The sequence below is a fragment of the Rhodococcus sp. 06-1460-1B genome (genome assembly GCF_002258475.1).
GTDB lineage: Bacteria > Actinomycetota > Actinomycetes > Mycobacteriales > Mycobacteriaceae > Rhodococcoides > Rhodococcoides fascians.
Genome location: NZ_NOYS01000006.1, coordinates 274,197 through 296,098, shown reverse-complemented (window position 1 = coordinate 296,098; position 21,902 = coordinate 274,197). Strand labels below are relative to the sequence as shown.

The following is a 21,902-nucleotide window of genomic DNA, read 5'->3' as shown; positions in this document are numbered from 1 at the left end:
CGACACTTCCCGATAGTCGAACGCCCGGGTAGAGCCAGTTACCTTCCCGTGGACACCTATTCGCTTCGCACGATCGAGGCGACCTCGTCACCGATGGCGGCCATGCCGGCTGCCGTCGGGTGCAGTGGCGCAGCGGGGTTCTCCGGGATGACGCCCTCGAAGTACCGTTGATCGACTGCCGCACAGACATCGTGGGCGACGCTGAGTGCCTCGGTGTCGACGAACTCGGCCCCGTGCTCCTCGGCCTGTGTCTTCAGCGCCTGGTTCATGGCGGTGATGCTGCTCTGGATGTAGTCGGCGTCCTCGGGGAGAACCGGCTGGGTCGGGAAGCAGCCACCGTCGGGGAGATACGTTCCGTATCCGACGACGAGGATCCGCGCGTCGGGCGCACGCTCGGCCACCGCGTCGAGCATCGCGCCCCAACCCGGAGCCTTGTCCGCGATGGCGGCGGCGACGGTGTCGACACCGCCGGCGGTGAGCCGGTCCTTGCAGACGTTGCCTGTCGAGGAATTCGCGAACGTCAGGCAACCCACCGCGGTCGAGACGAGCCCGATGTCGTTGCCACCGATCGTCACCGTGACCAGATCGGTCTCGGGCGTCACCGCGTCGAGTTGGACGGGCTGATCCCCGCTGGAGGTGCTCTGGGGCGTCGAGACGAGGTTCTCGGTCACGGCCCCGCCGCACGTGACGTCGACGAACGACGCGACCTCGAGCTGAGCCGCGACGACGTGCGGGTAGTTCGAGTCGGACTGCTCACAACCCGGTACGCCCACCTGCTCCGGGATACGTGGCCCCGACGCCGCCGAATCACCCAGCGCCACATAGTTCAGTGAGGCCGAGGCCGGGACGTCCGGGACGTCGGCGTCGGGTGCACTGGGCGAAGAACACGCCGCCAGCAGACTCACGGCAACAACAATCCCGACGTAGATCCCAGGGTTCCTCACAGGCTCGACGCTACCGCGGCCGGTAACCTCGACCGGGTTGTCCCACGAGTACGTCTACACATCGAAGGAAAGGAACATCGCATGATCACCAACTTCATCAACGCGATCCTGGCCGGCTTCGGCTCCATTTCTGCTGGTAGCAGCGGCTTCGAGCTGGCACCGGGAACGCTGCCCTTCGGACTGTAGGACCGGCAGTTCGCCATCCGTGCGGTGCCGACGGTTCGTCCGGCACCGCACGGGTACACCGCACACATGACTGATCCGAAGCACGACGAGAACTCTGCCCCCGACGCCGACAAGGACGTGCAGTCCGACCCGGCTGCGGACGCAGACACCAACGACTGGTCCAGCGAGGGTGGGGCCATCGAAACCGGCCCGGCCATTGACGACGAGCGAACCGACGGCAGCTAGCCGAACAAGCGGCGAGGTGCCGACCGCACCGTCCGGACGTCACCGTCGGCCACGATGTGCTCCACCGCTTCTCCGCGCGCTCGCATCGACGGGTCGGCGGTGAAGTCCACTCGGGCGTCGCCGAGCCAGTCGATGCCTACGACGATCCCCACGGTTCCCTTCGGAATGCCGCTTCGCCAACGCACGCGTCCCAGATTTCTGATTGCGACGACCGTATCCCCGATTTCGAAATTCCCCATTGCGCCCCCAAATTCTTCCTGCCGATCAGTAGACCGCACCCGAACGGCCTGTTCAAGCGGTAGATCCGCGCTTACTGCCACCGATGGCAACCGTCGGTTCGGCCGACGCGGGGACAAACAGGGCAGCTACCTCGTTTTGTCTGCGCGAGTCGGAGCAACGGTATTTTCGTCTTCGACAAGTTGCTGTCCTGGCAATATTCCTTGCCAACCATGCAGTCCTGTCCGCACACTGCAGACATGACTTCAGACAACGCACACCCAGCCCCCGTCGAGAATGTCCCCGTCGACGCGATCATCGTCGGCGGCGGAGTCGCGGGGCTCAGCGCAGCCGTGGCTCTCGGACGCTCCCGCCGATCCGTGGCGATCGTCGACGCCGGCGATCCACGCAACGCTCCGGCCGCCCATTCCCACAACTACCTGACGCGCGACGGCGAATCTCCGCTCGAGCTCGTCCGTCTCGGCCGTATCGAGGCCGAGCACTACGGCGTCCGCATCGTCCACGGCAACGCGACCTCGGCTGCGCGGACCGACTCCGGGTTCGAGGTGTCCCTCGCCGACGGGACCGTCGTTCGAGGCCGTCGCCTCCTGGTCACCACCGGTCTCACCGACATTCTTCCCAGCATCCCCGGGCTCGCCGAGCGCTGGGGCCGCGACGTACTGCACTGCCCGTACTGCCACGGATGGGAAGTCCGAGACCGGGCGATCGGCATCATCGGCAGCGTCATGTCCGGACATCAGGCTCAGATGTGGCGTCAACTGTCGGAGAACGTCACCGTATTCACCCACACCGCAACGGAATTGAGCCCCGAGGAGCTGACGCGGATGCGCGCCCGCGGGATCGTCGTGGTCGAAGAAGAGATCACGCGAGTCGACGTCGAGAACGACGCCATCGTCGGCGTCACGTTGGCGAACGGCGTCGCCGTCGCGCTCGACGCCGTGGTCGTCGGCCCCAACTTCACTTCCCGCGCAGACGTTCTCGAGTCATTGGGACTCAAGACGACCGAGATGGTGATGAACGGTCACGTCTTGGGCACCTACATCGAGGCCGACCCGGTCGGCGCGACGTCCGTGCCGGGGGTGTGGGTGGCCGGCAACGTGGCGGCACCCATGGACACCGTCGTCGCGGCGTCGGCGGCAGGCGTGAAGGCCGGTGCCGCGATCAACGGTGACCTCATCGAGGAGGACGTACGGTTCGCCGTGGAACGGGCCGAAGCAATGGCCTCCTGACGTCGGACATCAGCTTCCCAGCGCGGTTGCCAATCCGCTCTCGATGGCGTCTTTGCGAACCCCGAGTTCGGCCAGGGTGGCATCCTCGTTCTCGAGCAGCGCCAACAGGATGTGCTCGGTGCCGATGTAGTTGTGCCCCAACCGAAGCGCTTCACGGAAGGTCAATTCCAGTGCCTTCTGGGCACCGGCGTCGAAGGGGATCAGCGCCGGCAGGGGATCGGCCGGTTCGGGCAGCGTCGCCGTCACCGCGGTACGGATCTGCTCATCGGTGAGCCCCTGCGCACCCAGTAGCTTCGCGGCGAAGCCCTCGGGCTCACCGAGCAGGCCGAGGATCAGATGGCCGGTGGTGATGTGATCGTTGCTCGTCGCCCGGGCCTCGTTCTGGGCCCCCACCACCACATTTCGTGCGCGTGGAGTGAAGCGCGAGAAGCCCTGACTGGCGTCGAGTTCGGCCGGGTCGTCGCCACCCTTGGCCACGAAGCGCTTCTGTACCGCCTGCTTGCTGACGCCCATGGACGCGCCGATGGCAGTCCAGGACGCACCGGACCGACGCGCTCGATCCACGAAGTGGCCGATCAGATGGTCGGCGATGTCGCCGAGCGCATCGGCGGCGATCACCGCGTCGGAGAGTTGATCGAGTGCGTCGGTGTGCACCTTCTCGATGGCGGCGATCAGGTCGTCGAGTCGGACTGGATTGGTGATCTTCGTCGATTCGGTCATACGTCAACTTTAGGTTGACGCCAACCTGCCGTCAACCCCCGGTTGACGACTCTGTGCCGATGGTCGATGGAGTCGAAGTTTGTTCGGGGGCAAATAGTGACCCTGATCACCGTTTTTGCTGGCAAAGACGTATATTCACCGATGAAGGCGTCAGTCGGGACGGTGCGAGTCCGCACGCGAGGGGAAGTGGGGTCCTTCGATGAATGCGAAGGCCTCTGTGCCCTTCGCCGTGCCGTCGGTGCGGACCGCGTTCCTGGCTGCGGTGGCCGTCATCGCGGTGACGGTGTTCGTCCAGGGCAGTGCCGACGTGCGTGCCGGCGTTCTGGCCGTCGTCGCCGTGGGATCGGTCGTGGCGATCACTGCGGCAATTCGTCGCTACCGCCCGACCGACGCCCGATGCTGGTGGGCTCTGTTCGGAGCCTCGGTGCTGTTCATGTTCGGAGTCTCGTTTCGCAGCGACCCGAACGCGCTGGATCGATCGTTCTCGCTGCTCCCGGATCTGTTCACTCTCACCGGGTACGCCCTGGTGGGATACGCCCTGTCTCGGTGGATCCGAGACCGCCGATCGATCGACGACATCACCCCACTCGTCGATGCAGGCCTGATCTTCCTCGGCACGCTGTTCCTGTCGTGGTTGCTGCTGATCTCTCCGGCCCTCGACCTGCCGCGTTCGTCCGTGTCGACGGTGGTGAACGGGATTTATCCGGCGATCGACGCGGCGCTGATCACGTTGACGACATATCTGCTCTTCTCCTCGAAACCCCGCTCCGCCGCGCTGTTCTGGGCGCTGCTCGCCCTGGTGGCGACATTCGTCGGCGACGTGTCCTACGCCTTCGCGGCGACGACCGACGACGCTCCGTCCTCAGGGTTGCTCGACGGCATCTACCTGTTCGCGTACCTGTCGCTGGCGATGGCAGCGCTCGACCCGTCGATGCGCACGGTGTCGCACCGGCAGACCCCCGCGCCCGCCCACAGCAGCCGTCGGGTGGTCTTCGTGGTGTTGATGTTGGTGGTCTGCGCGACCGTGCCGCTGCTCGGTTCGGCGGTCTCCACCGGCGACCTGATCGTCCGCTCGCTGTTGCTCGCCTCGATCCTGGTGGGTGCCTTCCTGCGCGGTGAACGCGCCCTGGCCCGAGTGCAGACCGGCGAGGAGCATGCCCGATACCTCGCGGCACACGATCTGCTCACCGGCCTGCCGAACCGCACGACGCTCGACGCGGAGTACGCCCGACACGAACGCGCTCAGCGACCCGGACGCACCTGCACTCTGTTCGTCGACCTCGACAACTTCAAGATGGTCAACGATTCGTACGGCCACCGCGTCGGAGACGAGTTGATCGTCGCCGCGGCACGTCGCATCCGCGCGGCCGTCGGTGCCGCCGACACCGTCGTTCGGTATGCCGGCGACGAGTTCGTGGTGCTCACCCGCCGCGACCGTTCCGGTTCGGAACTGTTGGCGCGCCGCATCATCGAACGACTGAGCGAGCCGTTCCCGCTCAGTGCTGCCACCGCCTACGTCTCGGCCTCGGTGGGCATCGCCGACGCCGAACGACTGCACGACGCCATCCGCGAGGCCGACACCGCGATGTATCACGCGAAATCTCTCGGGGCGTCTCGCTACGCGTTCTTCGACGAGTCCTTGCGTGCGCGAGCAACATCGGCGATCGAGACCGCCACCGCACTTCGCGGCGCGATCCGGCGCGGGGAGCTCGAGGTCTACTACCAACCGATCGTCGCGACGAAGTCCCGCAAGACCGTTGTCTACGAGGCGCTCGTGCGCTGGAACTGGCAGGGCCGAGTACGGACGCCGAACGAGTTCATCCCGATCGCCGAATCGACCAATCTCATCGAGGAGATCGGTGAGTGGGTACTGCGCACCGCGATCTCCGATCTGGTGACACTGCGCGCGAACGGGCAGGACGTCACCATGTCGGTCAACGTCTCGCCGATGCAGTTGCGCGACGACTCGCTGCCGGGCATCGTCCAACGGGTGCTCGATACCTTCGGCGTCACCGGTGCGGACCTGGCGCTCGAGATCACCGAAAGTGTTCTGATCGACGACATCGGCGCAGCGAAGACCGTGCTCGATCGGCTCGCCGCCATGGGCGTACTCATCGTGCTCGACGATTTCGGTATCGGCTACTCCTCGCTGAACCGGTTGCGCAAGATGCCGATTGCGCTGCTCAAGATCGACAAGTCCTTCGTCCACGAGATCGGCGTCTCCGATTCCGACGTCCAGCTGATTCGCGCCATCACCGCCATGGCGTCCGCGCTTTCCGTGACGACCGTCGCCGAGGGGGTCGAGACCGAGGAACAGGCCGCGATCATCGAGCAACTCGACTGCCGTTTCGCGCAGGGCTATCTGTACGGCAGGCCCGCCCCCATCGCGCATTGGCTTCTCGAATCCGCGCAGCAACGGTGACCACGGTGTTAGCGTCGAGCGGTGTCTGCAACCGGAATGCGCCCTGTTCGCTACACCGCCCTCGCCTGTGCTCTCCTGCTGGTGCCGCTCGTCGCGTGCAGCAGTAGCGACGACGCCGGTACCGACACCGCCGCGGCGGACAGTTGCGTACTCGGTGCCAGTGGCGGCACCCCGGTAGGGAAGGCCCCGAGCACCGGCTCGGGTGACATCTCCACCAATCCGGAAGTGGCAACCGGATATCGGTCGAACATGACTCCGGTGGAGACGCCGTCGTACTCGGTCTCCACCGCCAACCCGGTCTCCACGGAGGCCGCATGCGAGGTACTACGCGACGGCGGCACCGCGGCCGACGCCCTCATCGTGGCGCAGACCGTGCTCGGGCTCGTCGAACCCCAGTCGTCGGGAATCGGCGGCGGCGCTTTTCTGATGTACTACGACGCCGCGTCGGGCGAGGTGCAGAGCTACGACGGCCGCGAGACCGCGCCGATGAGTGCCACCGGCGACTATCTGCGGTACATCGACGACGTCAACCGCACTGTGCCGCAACCCGATGCGCGGTCCAGTGGCCGATCGATCGGCGTGCCGGGCGTTGTGCGCATGCTCGAGCAGGCGCACGAGGATCACGGTGACAAGCCGTGGGGGGATCTGTTCCGACCCGCGATCGAGCTCGCCGACAACGGAATCGAGATCAGCCCGCGCATGGCCTCGTCCATCGCGGACTCGGCACCGAAGCTCGCACTCGACCCAGCGTCCAAGGACTACTTCCTGCAGCCCGACGGTACCGGTAAGCCCGCCGGCACGGTGCTGAACAATCCGGCGATGTCGAAGACGTTGTCCACCATCGCAACCGACGGTGCCGATGCCTTCTACACCGGCGACATTGCCCAGGCGATCGTCGACGCGACAGCAGATACCACCGCCGGCCGTACCCCGGGGCAGATCACGGTGGACGACCTAGCCGGCTACGAGCCGAAGACCCGTACCGCAGTGTGCACGCCGTACCGCGATCACGACATCTGCGGAATGCCGGGGCCGTCCTCCGGCGGCATCGCGGTGGCGTCGACGATGGGCATTCTGTCCAACTTCGATCTGGCGCAATACGCCCCGACGGACATGGACGCCAACGGCGGCAAGCCGACCGCCGAGGCCGTGCACCTGATCTCCGAGGCCGAGCGTCTGGCGTACGCCGATCGCGACAAGTACGTCGCCGATCCGGATTTCGTACCCCTACCCGGCGGCTCGCCCGACGCCCTGCTCGACCCCGAGTACCTCAGCAGCAGAGCAGGACTGATCGACGAGGGCAAGTCGATGGGTACCGCGAAACCGGGCGACTTCGGGCCCGTGCAATTCGCCTCGTCCACCGATCCCGAGCACGGCACCAGCCACATCTCGATCGTCGACGGCGAGGGCAACGCGGCCTCGATGACGACAACTGTCGAGTCGGCCTTCGGCTCGTTCCACATGGTCGACGGCTTCCTGCTCAACAATCAGCTCACCGACTTCTCCGCCGCGCCGGTGGCCGAGGACGGAACTCCCATGGCCAACCGCGTCGAGCCAGGCAAGCGCCCGCGCAGCTCGATGGCCCCGACCCTGGTGTTCGATCGCAGCGACGACGGCACACGCGGAGATCTCGTTCTCGTCGCAGGCTCACCCGGCGGGTCTGTCATCATCCAGTTCGTCGTCAAAACACTGGTAGGACTTCTCGATTGGGGAATGGACCCGCAGCAGGCGGTGTCGATGGTCGACTTCGGAGCGGCCAACACCCCGTCCACCAACTACGGCGGCGAACATCCCAACGTGACCGGAGAGAACGATCCGGTCGTGGTGACGCTGCGCGAGAAGGGCCACCAGGTCTCGGTTGCCGACCAGTCGAGCGGGCTGAGCGCGCTGCAACGCACCGACGGTGGCTGGATCGGCGGAGCGGACCCACGCCGCGAAGGTGAGGTACTGGGTGGGTAGGTGCGGGCGCGGGTAGCGCTCAGCTCACGAATCGATAGCCCATGCCGGTCTCGGTGATCAGATGCACCGGTGCCGCCGGGTCTCGTTCCAACTTCTGGCGTAGTTGGCCGAGATAGATTCGCAGATAATGCGTTTCGCGTTCGTGCCCGGGTCCCCACACGGTACGCAGAATCTCTTTCTGCGACACCAGTTTCCCCTCGTTGCGGACGAGCAGTTCGAGGACGCCCCATTCGGTGCGCGTCAGGTGCACGTTCTCGCCCTGTCGAACAACGGTTTTGGCGGCGAGGTCGACCGTGAAGTCCGCGGTCTCGACGATGGGGTCCGGCACCGACTGCGGACCGCGGCGCAGGGCCGCGCGGAGTCGCGCCAGCAGCTCGTCCATGCCGAACGGCTTGGTCACGAAGTCGTCCGCCCCGGCATCGAGTGCCTCGACGGTGTCGGCCGAGTCGGTGCGCGCCGAGAGCACCAGAATCGGCACATCGGTCCATCCGCGCAGACCTGCTATGACGTCGATACCGTCGATGTCGGGCAGACCGAGGTCCAGAATCACGATGTCCGGGTGGAAGTTCGCGGCCACCCGCAGCGCTTCCCCACCCGTAGCCGCGCTGACGACCTCGAATCCGCGGACGTTCAGATTGATCCGCAGCGCCCGCACGATCTGAGGTTCGTCGTCGACGACGAGCGCCCGTACCTTCACCTGCTCGCCGCCTTCAACTCGACCGTCATCGTCAGCCCTCCGCCGACGGTGTCCGACGCCGTGACGGTACCGCCCATGGCCCGCACGAATCCTCGCACCACCGACAGGCCGAGTCCGACCCCCACCGAGTTGTCACGGTCGCCGAGGCGTTGGAACGCGTCGAACATGGTCGCTTCGGCCCCGACGGTGATGCCGGGGCCGTGGTCGACGACGGAGATGGCGGCCATGTCACCGTGCACTGCGGCGCGCACGGTGATCTCGCCGGTGGGGGCGTAGCGGGCACTGTTCGCCACCAGGTTCGCGAGCACTCGTTCGAGCAGACCCGGATCGGCGAGCACTTCGACGTCGCCCACCTCGACCCGCACGCGCTCGTCGACCCCCACCAGGGCGCCTGCCAGTACGTCGTCGACGAAGACGGGACGCAGACTGGGTTGGACCACACCGGCTTGCAGCCGCGAGGAGTCGAGCAGATTGGTCACCAATGCCGTCAACTGGTCGGCCGACTCGTCGATCGTGGCGAGCAGTTCGTCGGTGTCCTCGGGCGAGAACTGAACGTCGGTGCTGCGCAGCGACGACGAGGCTGCCTTGACCGCCGACAGCGGCGTCCGAAGATCGTGGCTGACGGCCGAGAGCAATGCTCGACGCAACGCGTCGGCCTCGGCCAGTGCGTTGGCGCGGCTGGCTTCCTCGGCCAAACGGGCTTGGCGCACCATGCCCGCGGCTTGGTTGGCGACGGCTGCGAGGACGCGGCGATCGTGGGCGCGGGTGCGTTCGCCGACGAGCAGCAGCGTGAAATCGCCCGCGTCGATCTCGGTGTCGGCCCCGTTGCGATCGGTCGGCGGGTGTTCGCCCGAGCTGCCCACGATGGATCGGGACTGGTTGTCCCACAATGCGACGCCGGACTGGCGGTACGTCTCCCGTGCGCGCTCGAGCAGCGCGCCCAGATCGGCACCGCGCAGGACGGACCCCGCGAACAGGGTCAACAGTTCGGCCTCCTGCGTCGCGCGCCGTGCCTGACGCGTCCGCCGAGCAGCCGCGTCCACCAGGGCCGCGACCGCGACAGCGACCAGCAGCAGTACGACTGTCACGACGAAGTTGTCCGGCTCGGCGATCGTCAGGCTGTATCTGGGTGTGGTGAAGAAATAGTTCAGCAGAAATCCTGCGATCAGCGCCGAGAGTGCCGCCGGTGCAACACCTCCCAACAGAGCCACACACAGCACCACCATGAAGAACAGGGCGCTCTCACCGCTGGAATCGAAGTCCGGACCGACCGTGCTCAGCACTGCAGCGGCCAAGCAAGGCACGAGAACCGCGGCCAGCCAGGCGATCACCCGTCGACGCCCCGAATCGACCTGCAGACTCCGCCGACGGGCCTGCTCGGCGTGAGTGACCATGTGCACGTCGATCTTTCCCGAGTTCTGCACCACGGCCGCACCGATACCCTCGTCGAGGATGCGGGCGGCCCGTGACCTTCTCGAGGTACCGATCACCAACTGCGTGGCGTTCACTCCGCGCGCGAAATCGAGCAGGGTGGTGGGCACGTCGTCCCCGACGACGCTGTGCACACTCGCACCGAGGCCGGCGGCGAGCTTGCGCACGGAACCCATCTGCGGTGCGGACACGCCCATGAGGCCGTCTCCGCGAACGATGTGCAGGACCATCAGTTCGGCACTGGACTTCGAGGCGATCCGGCTCGCCCGCCGCAGCAGGGTTTCCGACTCGGGGCCGCCCGTCACCGCGACCACCACCCGCTCGCGCGCCTCCCAGGTATCGGTGATGCGATTGTCCTTGCGGTACTTCACCAATGCGGCGTCGACCTGGTCGGCGATCCACAGCAGTGCGAGCTCACGCAGAGCCGTCAGGTTGCCGCCGCGGAAGTAGTTGCTCAGCGCGGCGTCCACCTTGTCGGCGGCGTAGACGTTGCCGTGCCGCAGCCTGCTCCGCAGCGCCTCGGGTGTGATGTCGACCAGCTCGACTTCGTCGGCGGCCCGAACCACGCTGTCGGGAACCGTCTCTCGCTGCGGAACACCGGTGATCTGCTGCACCACGTCGTTCAGAGATTCGAGGTGCTGCACGTTGAGGGTGGAGATGACATCGATGCCCGCGTCCAGCAGCACTTCGACGTCCTGCCACCGCTTGTCGTGGACGCTGCCCGGAGTGTTGGTGTGCGCCAGCTCGTCGACGAGCACCACCTCGGGGCGACGAGTCAGGACCGCGTCGAGATCGAGTTCCTGCGCAGAGGATCCGCGATAACGGACGGTGGCCATCGGCAGGACTTCGATGCCCTCGAGCGCCTCGATGGTTCGCGCCCGGCCGTGCGTTTCCACGACGGCCGCGACCACGTCACGTCCGCGATCCTGCAGCCGACGAGCTTCGCCGAGCATGGCGAAGGTCTTGCCGACGCCGGGCGCGGCACCGAGGTAGATCCGCAGCTCACCCCTGTCCGCCACAGCCTGTCTCCTCACCCGGCCGGTATGCGTCCCGCAGTGCCAGGTTCAACTCCGGGACATTCACCGCTTCGGCACCGAGTACACCGTACTGCGGGCCGCGGGTGTACTTGTCGACCAGAGCCTCGACATCGTCGACCGACGCTCCGTTGACCTGGGCCACCCGGGCGACCTGGAGGGCCGCGTAGGCGGGACTGATATCGGGATCGATACCGGATCCGGAGCCGGTGACGGCGTCGGCCGGAATCGTGGACGGGTCGACGTTCTCCCGGGCTGCGATGGCGGCTCGGCGCTGTTCGACGAACGACGCGAGTACCTCGCTCGACGGGCCCTGATTGGTCGGTAGCGCTGCGGCCGGATCTCCCGGCGCGAACGCGTCGTCGTCCGATACCGAGCCCGTGACGCGGGTGTGGAAGAACGGATCCGGCTCTCCCGGAGCCACCTGCGGATCGACGCCGATCAGCGAGCTGCCGACGACACAGCCCTGTGCGTCACGCAGCGGCGACCCCTCGGCGGAGTCGGTGCCGATGCGGCTGATGCCCCAGACCACAGCCGGATACGCGATGCCGAGGATCACGGTGAGCGCCAGCAGCACTGCGAAGCCTGCAACGACCTGACGGAGAAATCCCTGTACGAAACGCATGGTCAGCCAATCCCTGGAATGAGTCGAACGAGCAGGTCGATGAGCCAGATACCGACGAACGGACTGATGACGCCGCCGACGCCATAGACCAGTAGGTTCCGCCGCAGCAACGCAGCTGCGGACGCCGGGGTGTATCGAACACCTTTGAGTGCCAACGGAATCAGCGCGACGATGACCAGCGCGTTGAAGATGACCGCAGACAGGATGGCCGATTCCGGCGTCGCCAGGTGCATGATGTTGAGCCCGCCCAGCTGGGGATAGACGGTGGAGAACATCGCCGGCAGAATCGCGAAGTACTTCGCCAAATCGTTGGCCAACGAGAACGTCGTCAGTGCTCCTCGAGTGATGAGCAACTGCTTACCGATCTCGACGATTTCGATCAGTTTGGTCGGATCGGAATCGAGATCCACCATGTTGCCGGCTTCCTTGGCCGCCGAGGTGCCGGTGTTCATCGCCACGCCGACGTCGGCCTGCGCGAGAGCCGGGGCGTCGTTGGTGCCGTCGCCGGTCATCGCAACGAGCCTGCCGCCTTCCTGCTCCTGCCGGATGAGCGTGAGCTTGTCCTCGGGAGTGGCCTCGGCCAGGTAGTCGTCGACACCTGCCTCGGCAGCAATGGCTTTGGCGGTCAGCGGATTGTCACCGGTGACCATCACGGTTCGGATGCCCATGGCCCGCAGCTGAGCGAACCGTTCGGCAATGCCGGGTTTGACGACGTCCGAGAGTTCGACGACACCGAGAGCGCGAGCAGCAAAACCGGTTTCGCGTACCGCGACCACCAGCGGAGTGCCGCCGTTCTGCGCGATGTCGTGCACGGTGCCGTCCAGATCGGCCGTCCCGCCGCCGTCGCGAATCCAACTGTAGACCGAATCCGCTGCACCCTTGCGGATCTCCATGCCCGGTAGATCCAACCCGCTCATCCGAGTTTGCGCCGTGAACGCCACGAACTCCCCGCGCTCGGATTCGCCTTCTGCCGTGACGGAGTCGAAGTCGCGCTCGACCAGTTCGACGATGCTGCGTCCCTCGGGGGTGCCGTCGGCCAGCGACGACAGCCGAGCTGCGCGAGCCAATTCGGCGGCGTCGATGCCCGTCGCCGGATGCAGGCCGGTGGCGCGGCGGTTACCGAAAGTGATGGTCCCGGTCTTGTCCATCAGCAGGGTGTCGATGTCGCCTGCCGCCTCCACTGCCCGGCCGGACATTGCCAGTACGTTGCGCTGCACCAACCGGTCCATGCCCGCGATACCGATGGCCGAGAGCAGTGCCCCGATGGTCGTGGGGATCAGGCAGACGAGCAGGGCAATCAGCTGGATTGGATCCTGTTGCTGTCCAGCGTAATTCGACATCGGACCGATGGCGACGACAGCGAAGAGAAACACGATGGTCAGCGACGCGAGCAGGATGTTCAGGGCGATCTCGTTCGGCGTCTTCTGCCGCGCCGCGCCCTCGACGAGTGCGATCATCCGATCCACGAACGTCTCGCCCTGTGCTGCAGTGATCTTCACGACGATCTCGTCGGACAGCACGATTGTGCCGCCGGTGACGGCCGACCGGTCGCCTCCGGATTCACGGACCACAGGAGCCGATTCACCGGTGATCGCCGATTCGTCGACGGTCGCAATGCCCTCGATGACATCGCCGTCGCCGGGAATGACCTCACCGGCCGAGACGACGACCTCGTCGCCGACCTTCAATTCGGCACCGGCCACCTCGGTGATCACGAACTCGGCACCCGACGCCGTGCGTCGTCGAGCAGTAGTGTCCTGCTTCACCTTTCGCAGGCTGGCCGCCTGCGCCTTGCCGCGGCCTTCGGCTACGGATTCGGCGAGGTTCGCGAACAGCACCGTGAACCACAGCCAGCCGGTGACGAACCAGGCGAACACCGACGGCTGAGCGATCGACAGGATCGTCGTGACGATCGAGCCGAGAAAGACGACGAACATGACCGGGTTGCGGGCCAGGTGACGCGGATCGAGTTTGCGAAACGCGCCGGGTAGAGCGGTGTTCAGTGACAGGTTCATTGCATGGCCTCTGCTATGGGTCCGAGAGCAAGTGCGGGGAAGAAGGTGAGGGCCGCGACCAGGATGGAGGTACCGATCAGCAGCGTGCCGAACAACGGTCCATCGGTGGGCAGCGTGCCCGCGTTGGGCGCGCTGCGTTTGGTCGTCGCAAGCGAACCGGCCAGGGCCAACACGAAGACGATCGGCAGAAAGCGGCCGAGCAGCATCGCGATACCGAGGGAGATCTGGAACCAGTCGCTCGTCACGGTCAGGCCGCCGAACGCGCTGCCGTTGTTGTTCGATGCCGATGCGTAGGCGTAGAGCACCTCGGTGAAGCCGTGGATGCCCGGGTTGCCTTGATAGCTCGTCGTCGATTCGAGTATCACCGTGATCGACGTGCCGACGAGCACGAGGATCGGCATCACGAGAACCGAGAGCGCGGCCATCGTGATGGCCCGTCGACCCAGCTTCTTGCCGAGGAATTCCGGAGTTCGGCCGACGAGCAGACCACCGACGAAGACGGCGATGACCGCGAGCACCAGCAATCCGTACAGACCGGTGCCGACGCCACCCGGCGCGATCTCGCCGAACAGCATGTTCAGCAACACCGCTCCGCCGCCCAGCGCAGACATACTGTCGTGGGCCGAATTGACTGCGCCGGTGGATGTTCCGGTCGTCGACACCGCGAACAGCGCAGACGCCGGGATGCCGAAGCGAACTTCCTTGCCTTCCATCATCGCGCCCGCAGCCGTTGCTGCCACTCCACGGGTACCGGATTCGGCGAACAACGTCACCGCCAACAGCGTCGCCCACAGCGTCGCCATCACCGCCAACAGAGTCAGGCCCTGCTTGCGGTTGCCGATCATCGTGCCGAACGTACGAGTGAGGGCCACCGGAATCAGCAGCAACGAGATGATCTGCACGATGTTGGTCAGTGGTGTCGGGTTCTCGAACGGGTGCGCCGAGTTGGCCGCCAGAATGCCACCACCGTTGGTGCCGATCTCCTTGATAGCCTCCTGCGAGGCAACGGGCGCAAGCGCATTGGTGACCGTCTGCCCATCGAGACCGGTGGAGGTGAAGCCGGACGAGAACGACATCACCGTGCCCTGAGTCAGCATGATCACCGCGACGAGCACAGAGAGCGGCAGCAGAATACGGAGCGTCCCGCGCGTGAGGTCGACCCAGAAATTGCCGAGCTCACCGCCCGTCGACACCCGAACGAAGCCGCGCACGACGGCGATCGCCACCGCGAGACCGACTGCAGCAGAGACGAAGTTCTGCACCGCCAGCCCCAGCGGCTGCGTCAGATTCGACAGCGTGGTCTCGGGAACGTACGACTGCCAGTTGGTGTTGGTGACGAACGACGCCGCAGTGTTGAACGCCATCGCCGGACTCACCCCCGACAGGCCACCGTTCAGCGGGAGCACACCCTGAATTCGCTGCAGTACGAACAGGAATACGACCCCGGCGAACGAGAACCCCAGCAGGCTGGTGGAATAACCGACCCAGGTCTGTTCCGACGACGAGTTCACCCGGGCCACCCGATAGAGCAGACTCTCGACGCGAGTGTCGTGGGTAGAACCGAACACTCGGGCCATGTAGTCACCGAGCGGCACGTACGCCGCCGCCAACACGACTATCACGATGCCGATCTGAAGACCGGCAAGCAGAGCAGGATTCATGGCGCCGTCAGAACCTCTCCGGATCGAGGAGAGCGACGAACAGGTAGACCGCGACGAACGCGGCCACCGTGAGACAGAGCAATTCGGTCATTGCTCGATCTTGGATCCCACCAGCGAACGAAAACGCGTTCCTTACGCTTTCCTACGCTCACGACCTGCGGTCATGACGGAGTTTTTACGCTGGCCACGCTAGCGCTCCTCGGGCAATCGCGATCCGCTAGCGCTCCTCGATGTCGTCGACGCGGATTTCGACCGCATCCCTGCCGAGGGTGACGCCGAGCAGGTCCGCAACCACGTCGATGGCGATCGATGCCAGTTCTTCGCCTGCCGCCTGCAGATCGTCGCCGTACACGCCGATCACCGCGACGAACAGACCTGTGCAGGCGTGATCCTCGAGATCGAGGTCGATCTCGGTGGGCTGTGCACCGTGTACGCCCGCGAGAGCACGGCGCAACGTCGTCTTGACGATGTGATCGCTGATCCGCAGTGAGTCCCGTGGATCGGCCGCTGAACCCGCCGGGAAGACGCTGTCGATCGGCCAGGTGCGGCGCGTCGTATTGCGCACTTTCGCAAGGATGGACGAGCTGATGTCCACCCAGTTCGGTTCCTGCGGTGCCTCCCGAAGCTCGGTGGCAGCACGCGCGAGAACCGCATTCGGTTCTACCGGGTTCGCCATGACGCCAACCTTTCGCTCAATGTTGCTCGTGCTCTGGTCAATTGACCTCGTACTGCTCCTGCGGACAACGTCATGATCGCGCCGATCTCCGGATGGGTCAGGCCCTCGACCTCCCGAAGCAACCAGCAGGCCCGTTGCCGATAGGGCAACTCCGCCAGTGCCAAACCCAATTCGGCCATGAAGCTGTCTGCTTCGACGTCCGCCTCTGGATCACTTCCCGCGCCCGTGCTCTTGCGCTCGAATACCCAGTCTTCCGCAGGAGGAACGCTGCGACGCCGGCGATGATCTATCACTTTGTGCGAGACCAACGAGAACAGCCAGGTGCGCAGAGCCGAATCGCCACGGAAGTTGTCGAGCCCCTTCCACGCTGCGACGAACGCGTCCTGCACCACCTCCTCTGCTGCACCCTGATCGGACAGCATGTTTCGGGCGTACCGAAACATCTCCGGTCCGTATCGGCCCACGATCTCCTCGAACGCATCCGTCTCGCCGAGCGCGGCTGCGCCGACGAGTACGCGGTCCGACGCATCTCTCCACTCCATCGGGCCCCCAGACGTAATCTATGACGTAGGTCACTTTATTTGTACGTGCGTTTCGGTGATCGAGCTACGACCAACTCCTGACACACACTGTGCACCACTACTCAGCGAAGAGAGGCAGTCATGAGCTCCACGACGGACACCAAGGCAACCGTATCCGCAGCAGGCGAAGGCAAGACCGACATCACCACGAAGTCGGATTCCGTGCTCGTCAGCTCGCAGGGCCGCACCACCATTGCCGATACCGTCGTCTCGAAGATCGCCGGCATCGCCACCCGTGAGGTCCAGGGCGTACATGCCGTCGGCGGCGGAGCGAGCCGCGCGATCGGTGCCCTGCGCGAGCGTATCCCGGGCGCCCGCGTCAACCAGTCGCAGGGCGTCTCGGTCGAGGTCGGCGAGCGTCAGGCAGCGGTCGACATCGACATCGTCGCCGATTACGGCGTCTCGATCGCAGACCTCGCAGCAGGCATTCGTCGCAACGTCATCAACGCCGTCGAGCGCATGACGGGCCTCGAGGTCACCGAGGTCAACATCGTCGTTCACGACATCTACCTGGACGACGGCTCGGACGAAGAGGAGACCACCGAGACCGCCTCCACCCGAGTGCAGTGACCGACCCGAACCCGACGGACCGTGACAAGTCCGAGGACATCGCCGACGCCGTACAGGCGATCGACGGTGTCGTCGGGCTGCACGGCGGCATGTTCGGCGAGGCTGCGACCTACCTACCCGGACGCCGCGTCGCCGGCATCCGGATCGCAGACGACGGCACCGAGGTACACGTCACTCTCCAGTTCGGCTACGCCGTACGGGAGACCGCCGAGGCAGTGCGTAGCACCGTCGCGGCAATGGTAGACGGGCCCGTGCACGTCACAGTCGAGGATGTCGTGCGGGTCTGAATTGTGCGAGTCTGACCAGGTGAACGAGCATTCAGCGCACGACCGGGCCGCCGAGTACAAGGCGGCCCGGCGCGCTGTGGCCCGAGAACACCACCCCGACATCGGTGGTGATCCCGCCCGGTACATGGCAGAGCTCGCGGAAGTCGACCGCCGGTTCGCCGTACTTCCGTCGACTCCGATCAACACTGCCAGCGCACCGACAGCGTTCCGTTCGTCCTCGGTACCGACGCCACTGCGCACACTGCCGAAACGCATCGCCCGGCTCCGCAAACGCGTCACTCGACGCAACTACTTCGACATCTGAACCCTCGACATCCGAACACTCTGACTGGAGATCAAGACCATGACCACTGCAACCATCGGTTTGTTCGTGGGACTTCTGCTGGCCATCGCCGCAGCAGCCGGCGGCTTCACCGGCTTCCTCATCGCCATCGTCCTCGGCGGACTCGGTTTCTTCGTCGGCCGCTACATCGACGGTGAACTGGATCTGAACTCGATCATGCGTGGTCGCGGTCGTGACTGACACAGCAGCAGCCCCCACGACCCCCGGGACACCGGCAGCAACCCCGGGGTCACTCGCGGACCCCGGCGATCGCGGTTCCCTGGAGATCAAGCACAAGGCAGTCGAACGCCTGGCCGTTCTGGCGGCCCGCGGCACCGACTCCGTCACCGACCGCCAGCCCGGACTGCACCTCCTCGGTGGGCGTGATCTGCCGAAGGCCGATGTGACGATCACCGGCGAGCGCGTGCGAGCGAAGGTCTCCGTCGGAGTCACCTGGCCCTCGCCGTTGGCGAAAGTGGCTGCGAACGTTCGCGCCGCCGTGGCCAGAGACCTGTCCGAACTCGGTATCTACACCGTCGACCGAGTCGACGTGACGGTCGAATGCATACCGGCCGAGCCCACCAGCGAAGAAGGGAGAGTGCAGTGACAGAGCAAGCAAGCAAGAAGCCGGTGGCCAACCCCACCGCAGCTGTTCCGGCCGTCCTGTTCGCTCTCGTTCTCATCGCCGCAGGAGTCGTACTCGGCCGCGAGGCGCTGCTGAAGCTGGGCGCTCTCGACGGCTCCGAGTGGGTCGGCCCGGCCGCGTCGAACCTCGACGGGCTCACCGCTCAGCAGTGGATGCTGCCCGCAGGTATCGCCGCCGTCGTCATCGGATTCGTTCTCGTGTTCGTGGCAATTCGCCCACGTCGTCGCACCCACCGTGCTCTCACCGAGCAGGGCGTCTGGCTTCGTAAGGGCGACGTCGCTGCCGTCGCGCGATCTGCCGCCCTGGACAGTGTCGGCGTCGACACCGCGTCCGCCAAGGCGGGCAACAAGAAGGTCACCGTCGCCGTATCCACCGTGGCCGGTACCGACACCTCGGCTCTCAAATCCGCGGTCGTGACGTCCGTGGACGACGCCCTCCGCCCACTCGCGTCGGCACCCAAGGTGCGCACCCGAGTGCGAACGACAGGACAGGCCTCATGAAAGGACAGCAGCTGTGAAACGTGCAACCGCATCGCTCGACCGCACCGGCACAGCCGTCGTCGGGCTGGCTCTGATCGCTCTCGGCGGCGGAGCCATCGCGTGGGAACGCGGCGAGCTTCCCGGCCGCGAGCGGCTGGACGCCGCGTTCGTCGACACCGCCGTCGACGCCGGTTGGTGGCCCTGGGCTCTCGGCGTAGCCGCTGTCGTGCTGATCCTGCTGGGTCTGTGGTGGTTGCTCGCGCACCTGCCGCGCCGATCGGTCGGGACCGTGGCCTTCGGATCCACGTCGGCCGAGGTCACGAACGTGGACGGAGAGCAGGTCGACGGCAGGCTCAGCGTCGACCTCGGCACCGCCGCCCGTAGTGCAGCCAAGTCGCTGGCAGGTCACGATGGAATCGTCTCGGCCTCCGGTCGCTCTGTCTCGGACAGGGGACAGCGCGTGGTCGAGATCGTCGCGACGCTCGACCCAGCCGTAACGACCCTCGAGCAGGTCTCCGACGCCGCAGCACGGACCCGTGACGACATCGTGACCTCACTCGACGGAACTCCAGCCAAGGTGCGAATTCTGTTGCAGTGCGGCAAGTCTCGCAAGCAGTCGGCGCGCGTCAGCTGACTCCGGCGAACTCGATCTCCCCGATCAGACCGTGGTGGTCCGATCCCGGGAGGTCGATTCTTTCCAGTGATCGGGCGTGCCCGGAATTGGTGAGAATGTGGTCGATGCCGACGACGGCCGGAGTGCCTTTGTCCGTGGGATAGGTCGGTATCAGCCCCATCCCCAATTGTGCTGCAGCGTCGGAATATCCGGCATCGAGTAGATTCCTGAACTTCTTGTGCGAATACGTGGTGTTGAAATCACCGCTGACGATGACGGGACCGCTCGCAGACACCGCCTCGAGATCGCTACGGAGCGTGTCCAACTCGGCGGTCCAGATATCGGCCGGGGTGACGTATGCGGGGCCGGGATGGACGGCCAGCAGCGTCACTGGCTCCGATCCGGGAACGTCGACGGAGGTGGCCAGGTTCACCGGCCCGTAGCCGGCGAGTTCGCGGTTGTCGGACAGCGGTGTGCGACTGTAGATTCCGGCACCTCCGCCACCCGTCGGCAACGCTCGCAGGTAGCTGTACGGAAAGAGTTGCTCCATGCCGGCATCCCGTAGCCCGAGCACCGACGCATCGGTCAGCTCTTGGATCGTCACGACGTCGACGGCGTTGTCGCGTGCCGATCCGACGACCACCGACGGATCGGCGCTGCCCACCATCAGGTTGGCCTGCATCACCCGCAGCCGGACGGCATCGCCGCTCGCCTCGTCCTGGGATGCCGCGTCGGCCACGTACAGAGGTGCGTACGCCACTGCGGCTGCTGCCAACACGACCGCGGACACCGCCGCCAGAATCCATTGCCTACCGATCAGCGCGACGACGGCACCGACCACGACGGCGACGAGCATCAGGGGAACGAACGATGCCAGCGCGATCAGAACGTTGATGCGGGTGTCGGTGTAGTACGCCCCCATCGCGACGAGTCCGGTGACGATGCCCAGCGTCGCGATCGTTCCGGTGAGAATCCGTACCCAGGTTCGCTGCATCGCACCGAGAGTAGCTACGCCCTGACGCCGACGGTCAATGCTCGGACGGTTGTCCAGGTCAGAGACATCAAGCCCCGTACAGCCGCGAACGAGAACGCCGTCGACCACACCGTTCTGGTCGCCGGTTCGGCAACAGGAAGGCCGGCAAAGCGATCGGCCAGCCAGTCGAGGGTCAGGGGCGCACTGAGCGGATGCAGCGACAGGTGCTCGCTCAGCCGATCTCGCAGGTAGGTCACGTGTGCGCCGGCTTCGAGATACCGATCGACCTGGCCGTCGACGTCGTCGACGGCAATGATCTGGTCGTGCACGGCCTGCACGACCAGCAGCGGCACCGACGGCGCAGTGCGACCGGGCTGGATGTCCTGGAACACCTGCACGATCTCGGGTAGGGCGAGCAGGTCGGCAAGCGGAATGTCGATGTAGTTGTCGAGATCGTGCCGAGCCAGCCGCCTGACGGCGCGAACCGTCGTCATCGATTCGACGGAATCGAGAATGCGCATTCCGTCCTCGCTGACGTACTGACGCACCACGCGATCGAGATCGGGGTAGGTGCGTCGCAGTCCCGCGACAACAAGCGTCGGCAGAGCCGCGTGCAGCGTCGCGTTGAGCCTGGTGAACGCAGAACCCGGATCGCCGACGGGGGAGCCGAGGGCGGCACCGACGAGCTCGAGCTCCGGTGCGTATTCGGGGGCCATCTCCGCGGCCCACGACGTCGCGAGCCCGCCGCCCGAATATCCCCACAATGCGACGGGTGTGCTCTCGTGCAGTTCCAACGACTCGAACGACAGCGCCGCGCGGATCGCGTCGAGTGTGCAGAATCCTGGTTCCTGCGGCGACCCCCAATGTCCGTCCGGTCCCTCGTGGTCGGGGATCGAGATGGTCCATCCGCGGCGCAGGGCATGCAGAACCAGCAGAAACTCGAACTGGGGAACTGCGCCGAGGGCCTTCGAGCCGCGTCGAAGCGCGTAGGACGGAAAACACGAGGACGCGACGCCGTCGATGGCGCACTGGTACGAGAGCAACACCGGTTCGCCATTCTGCGGTCGCAGCACCGTCGTCACACTGGCCTGCGGTATACCGCCCAGATCGGCGGTTCGGTAGAGCAGCTGCCATGCGTCGACTCGCTGTCGCACGTGGCCGAACATCGCGACCTCGACCGGCCTCACCTTGAGAATCGTCCCCGGTAGAGCCGTTTCGTAGCCCTCGGGCGCGGCGTAGAACGGGTCGTTCTCCGGCCTGGTCGCATCCTCACAGCTCGGCCATTGTTCCACCGGCCAGGACTGTTCGTCCGCCATCGATCTGTCGACGCTCATATCCCACCGCTTCTTGTCCGAGTCTCTTCGTCACAC

General features: G+C 65.7%; 24 protein-coding genes. 11 read left to right on the top strand and 13 right to left on the bottom strand.

The window, feature by feature from the left end:
• Positions 1–56 precede the first annotated feature (56 nt).
• Entirely contained in the window at positions 57–944 is an 888-nt protein-coding gene (locus CH268_RS03410; protein WP_176457825.1) for an SGNH/GDSL hydrolase family protein, read from the bottom strand.
• 252 nt (positions 945–1,196) lie between these two features.
• Here CH268_RS03410 and CH268_RS27720 point away from each other — a divergent pair, with 252 nt between their 5' ends.
• Entirely contained in the window at positions 1,197–1,355 is a 159-nt protein-coding gene (locus CH268_RS27720; RefSeq protein WP_176457826.1) for a hypothetical protein, read from the top strand.
• Here CH268_RS27720 and CH268_RS03400 read toward each other — a convergent pair.
• Positions 1,352–1,594 (bottom strand): hypothetical protein, encoded by a 243-nt coding sequence (locus CH268_RS03400; protein ID WP_094662317.1) that lies wholly within the window; start codon positions 1,592–1,594, stop codon positions 1,352–1,354. The two genes, CH268_RS27720 and CH268_RS03400, sit on opposite strands and share 4 nt — an antisense overlap.
• A 237-nt stretch (positions 1,595–1,831) precedes the next feature.
• On the opposite strand from CH268_RS03400, the gene CH268_RS03395 reads away from it, so the two are divergent.
• Positions 1,832–2,821, top strand: coding sequence for an NAD(P)/FAD-dependent oxidoreductase (locus CH268_RS03395; RefSeq protein WP_094662455.1), 990 nt, complete (start codon positions 1,832–1,834; stop codon positions 2,819–2,821).
• Positions 2,822–2,830: 9 nt separating this feature from the next.
• On the opposite strand, the gene CH268_RS03390 is transcribed toward CH268_RS03395, so the two are convergent.
• Entirely contained in the window at positions 2,831–3,541 is a 711-nt protein-coding gene (locus tag CH268_RS03390) for a Clp protease N-terminal domain-containing protein (RefSeq protein WP_176457827.1), read from the bottom strand.
• A 199-nt stretch (positions 3,542–3,740) separates the two neighbouring features.
• Here CH268_RS03390 and CH268_RS03385 point away from each other — a divergent pair, with 199 nt between their 5' ends.
• A complete protein-coding gene (locus CH268_RS03385; protein ID WP_094662319.1) occupies positions 3,741–5,963 on the top strand; it encodes a putative bifunctional diguanylate cyclase/phosphodiesterase in 2,223 nt (740 codons plus the stop codon).
• A gap of 36 nt (positions 5,964–5,999) precedes the next feature.
• A complete protein-coding gene (gene ggt, locus CH268_RS03380) occupies positions 6,000–7,922 on the top strand; it encodes a gamma-glutamyltransferase (RefSeq protein ID WP_094662321.1) in 1,923 nt (640 codons plus the stop codon).
• A gap of 19 nt (positions 7,923–7,941) precedes the next feature.
• On the opposite strand, the gene CH268_RS03375 is transcribed toward ggt, so the two are convergent.
• The 8 genes from CH268_RS03375 to CH268_RS03340 form a co-directional block, all read right to left on the bottom strand.
• The gene (locus CH268_RS03375) at positions 7,942–8,619 is read right to left on the bottom strand and encodes a response regulator (protein WP_032369992.1); all 678 of its coding nucleotides are present in this window, start codon (positions 8,617–8,619) and stop codon (positions 7,942–7,944) included.
• A complete protein-coding gene (locus tag CH268_RS03370) occupies positions 8,616–11,069 on the bottom strand; it encodes a sensor histidine kinase (protein ID WP_094662323.1) in 2,454 nt (817 codons plus the stop codon). Before CH268_RS03370 ends, CH268_RS03375 begins: the two co-directional genes overlap by 4 nt.
• A complete protein-coding gene (locus CH268_RS03365; RefSeq protein ID WP_032367715.1) occupies positions 11,053–11,709 on the bottom strand; it encodes a potassium-transporting ATPase subunit C in 657 nt (218 codons plus the stop codon). The genes CH268_RS03370 and CH268_RS03365 overlap by 17 nt, the downstream gene beginning before the upstream one ends.
• A gap of 2 nt (positions 11,710–11,711) precedes the next feature.
• Positions 11,712–13,724 (bottom strand): potassium-transporting ATPase subunit KdpB, encoded by a 2,013-nt coding sequence (gene kdpB, locus CH268_RS03360; RefSeq protein ID WP_094662325.1) that lies wholly within the window; start codon positions 13,722–13,724, stop codon positions 11,712–11,714.
• The gene (gene kdpA / locus CH268_RS03355) at positions 13,721–15,385 is read right to left on the bottom strand and encodes a potassium-transporting ATPase subunit KdpA (RefSeq protein ID WP_032367713.1); all 1,665 of its coding nucleotides are present in this window, start codon (positions 15,383–15,385) and stop codon (positions 13,721–13,723) included. Before kdpA ends, kdpB begins: the two co-directional genes overlap by 4 nt.
• 7 nt (positions 15,386–15,392) lie before the next feature.
• The gene (locus CH268_RS03350; protein WP_072691966.1) at positions 15,393–15,476 is read right to left on the bottom strand and encodes a potassium-transporting ATPase subunit F; all 84 of its coding nucleotides are present in this window, start codon (positions 15,474–15,476) and stop codon (positions 15,393–15,395) included.
• Positions 15,477–15,602: 126 nt separating this feature from the next.
• Positions 15,603–16,061: a hypothetical protein gene (locus CH268_RS03345; protein WP_032385180.1), complete on the bottom strand. Its 459-nt coding sequence runs from the start codon at positions 16,059–16,061 to the stop codon at positions 15,603–15,605.
• Positions 16,046–16,603 carry an RNA polymerase sigma factor gene (locus tag CH268_RS03340; protein WP_094662327.1) on the bottom strand — a complete coding sequence of 186 codons (558 nt, stop codon included), beginning with the start codon at positions 16,601–16,603 and terminating at the stop codon, positions 16,046–16,048. The genes CH268_RS03345 and CH268_RS03340 overlap by 16 nt, the downstream gene beginning before the upstream one ends.
• Before the next feature lie 120 nt (positions 16,604–16,723).
• Here CH268_RS03340 and CH268_RS03335 point away from each other — a divergent pair, with 120 nt between their 5' ends.
• The 7 genes from CH268_RS03335 to CH268_RS03305 are packed head-to-tail and all read left to right on the top strand — an operon-like array spanning position 16,724 to position 19,580.
• A complete protein-coding gene (locus CH268_RS03335; protein WP_027495128.1) occupies positions 16,724–17,212 on the top strand; it encodes an Asp23/Gls24 family envelope stress response protein in 489 nt (162 codons plus the stop codon).
• Positions 17,209–17,499, top strand: coding sequence for an Asp23/Gls24 family envelope stress response protein (locus CH268_RS03330; RefSeq protein ID WP_027495127.1), 291 nt, complete (start codon positions 17,209–17,211; stop codon positions 17,497–17,499). The genes CH268_RS03335 and CH268_RS03330 overlap by 4 nt, the downstream gene beginning before the upstream one ends.
• 19 nt (positions 17,500–17,518) lie before the next feature.
• On the top strand, positions 17,519–17,803 hold the full coding sequence (locus tag CH268_RS03325) for a hypothetical protein (RefSeq protein WP_176457821.1): 285 nt from the start codon (positions 17,519–17,521) through the stop codon (positions 17,801–17,803).
• A 39-nt stretch (positions 17,804–17,842) separates the two neighbouring features.
• Positions 17,843–18,022 (top strand): hypothetical protein, encoded by a 180-nt coding sequence (locus CH268_RS03320; RefSeq protein ID WP_027495126.1) that lies wholly within the window; start codon positions 17,843–17,845, stop codon positions 18,020–18,022.
• Complete coding sequence (locus CH268_RS03315) at positions 18,015–18,428, top strand: Asp23/Gls24 family envelope stress response protein (protein ID WP_032370065.1); 414 nt, start codon at positions 18,015–18,017, stop codon at positions 18,426–18,428. The genes CH268_RS03320 and CH268_RS03315 overlap by 8 nt, the downstream gene beginning before the upstream one ends.
• Entirely contained in the window at positions 18,425–18,967 is a 543-nt protein-coding gene (locus tag CH268_RS03310) for a DUF6286 domain-containing protein (RefSeq protein ID WP_052053617.1), read from the top strand. Before CH268_RS03315 ends, CH268_RS03310 begins: the two co-directional genes overlap by 4 nt.
• Before the next feature lie 13 nt (positions 18,968–18,980).
• Complete coding sequence (locus CH268_RS03305; protein ID WP_094662331.1) at positions 18,981–19,580, top strand: hypothetical protein; 600 nt, start codon at positions 18,981–18,983, stop codon at positions 19,578–19,580.
• Here CH268_RS03305 and CH268_RS03300 read toward each other — a convergent pair.
• Together CH268_RS03300 and CH268_RS03295 are read right to left on the bottom strand one after the other, a co-directional pair.
• Entirely contained in the window at positions 19,573–20,553 is a 981-nt protein-coding gene (locus CH268_RS03300) for an endonuclease/exonuclease/phosphatase family protein (RefSeq protein ID WP_094662333.1), read from the bottom strand. The genes CH268_RS03305 and CH268_RS03300 overlap by 8 nt on opposite strands.
• Before the next feature lie 14 nt (positions 20,554–20,567).
• The gene (locus CH268_RS03295) at positions 20,568–21,866 is read right to left on the bottom strand and encodes a lipase family protein (RefSeq protein WP_027495123.1); all 1,299 of its coding nucleotides are present in this window, start codon (positions 21,864–21,866) and stop codon (positions 20,568–20,570) included.
• Positions 21,867–21,902 lie beyond the last annotated feature (36 nt).

What these genes read in the sequence shown, in the direction of transcription:
- CH268_RS27720 (WP_176457826.1), top strand. Translation starts at nt 1,197, where the DNA reads ATGACTGATCCGAAGCACGACGAGAACTCTGCCCCCGACGCCGACAAG.
- CH268_RS03400 (WP_094662317.1), bottom strand. Translation starts at nt 1,594, where the DNA reads ATGGGGAATTTCGAAATCGGGGATACGGTCGTCGCAATCAGAAATCTG.
- CH268_RS03395 (WP_094662455.1), top strand. Translation starts at nt 1,832, where the DNA reads ATGACTTCAGACAACGCACACCCAGCCCCCGTCGAGAATGTCCCCGTC.
- CH268_RS03390 (WP_176457827.1), bottom strand. Translation starts at nt 3,541, where the DNA reads ATGACCGAATCGACGAAGATCACCAATCCAGTCCGACTCGACGACCTG.
- CH268_RS03385 (WP_094662319.1), top strand. Translation starts at nt 3,741, where the DNA reads ATGAATGCGAAGGCCTCTGTGCCCTTCGCCGTGCCGTCGGTGCGGACC.
- ggt (WP_094662321.1), top strand. Translation starts at nt 6,000, where the DNA reads ATGCGCCCTGTTCGCTACACCGCCCTCGCCTGTGCTCTCCTGCTGGTG.
- CH268_RS03365 (WP_032367715.1), bottom strand. Translation starts at nt 11,709, where the DNA reads ATGCGTTTCGTACAGGGATTTCTCCGTCAGGTCGTTGCAGGCTTCGCA.
- kdpB (WP_094662325.1), bottom strand. Translation starts at nt 13,724, where the DNA reads ATGAACCTGTCACTGAACACCGCTCTACCCGGCGCGTTTCGCAAACTC.
- kdpA (WP_032367713.1), bottom strand. Translation starts at nt 15,385, where the DNA reads ATGAATCCTGCTCTGCTTGCCGGTCTTCAGATCGGCATCGTGATAGTC.
- CH268_RS03350 (WP_072691966.1), bottom strand. Translation starts at nt 15,476, where the DNA reads ATGACCGAATTGCTCTGTCTCACGGTGGCCGCGTTCGTCGCGGTCTAC.
- CH268_RS03345 (WP_032385180.1), bottom strand. Translation starts at nt 16,061, where the DNA reads ATGGCGAACCCGGTAGAACCGAATGCGGTTCTCGCGCGTGCTGCCACC.
- CH268_RS03340 (WP_094662327.1), bottom strand. Translation starts at nt 16,603, where the DNA reads ATGGAGTGGAGAGATGCGTCGGACCGCGTACTCGTCGGCGCAGCCGCG.
- CH268_RS03335 (WP_027495128.1), top strand. Translation starts at nt 16,724, where the DNA reads ATGAGCTCCACGACGGACACCAAGGCAACCGTATCCGCAGCAGGCGAA.
- CH268_RS03320 (WP_027495126.1), top strand. Translation starts at nt 17,843, where the DNA reads ATGACCACTGCAACCATCGGTTTGTTCGTGGGACTTCTGCTGGCCATC.
- CH268_RS03300 (WP_094662333.1), bottom strand. Translation starts at nt 20,553, where the DNA reads ATGCAGCGAACCTGGGTACGGATTCTCACCGGAACGATCGCGACGCTG.
- CH268_RS03295 (WP_027495123.1), bottom strand. Translation starts at nt 21,866, where the DNA reads ATGAGCGTCGACAGATCGATGGCGGACGAACAGTCCTGGCCGGTGGAA.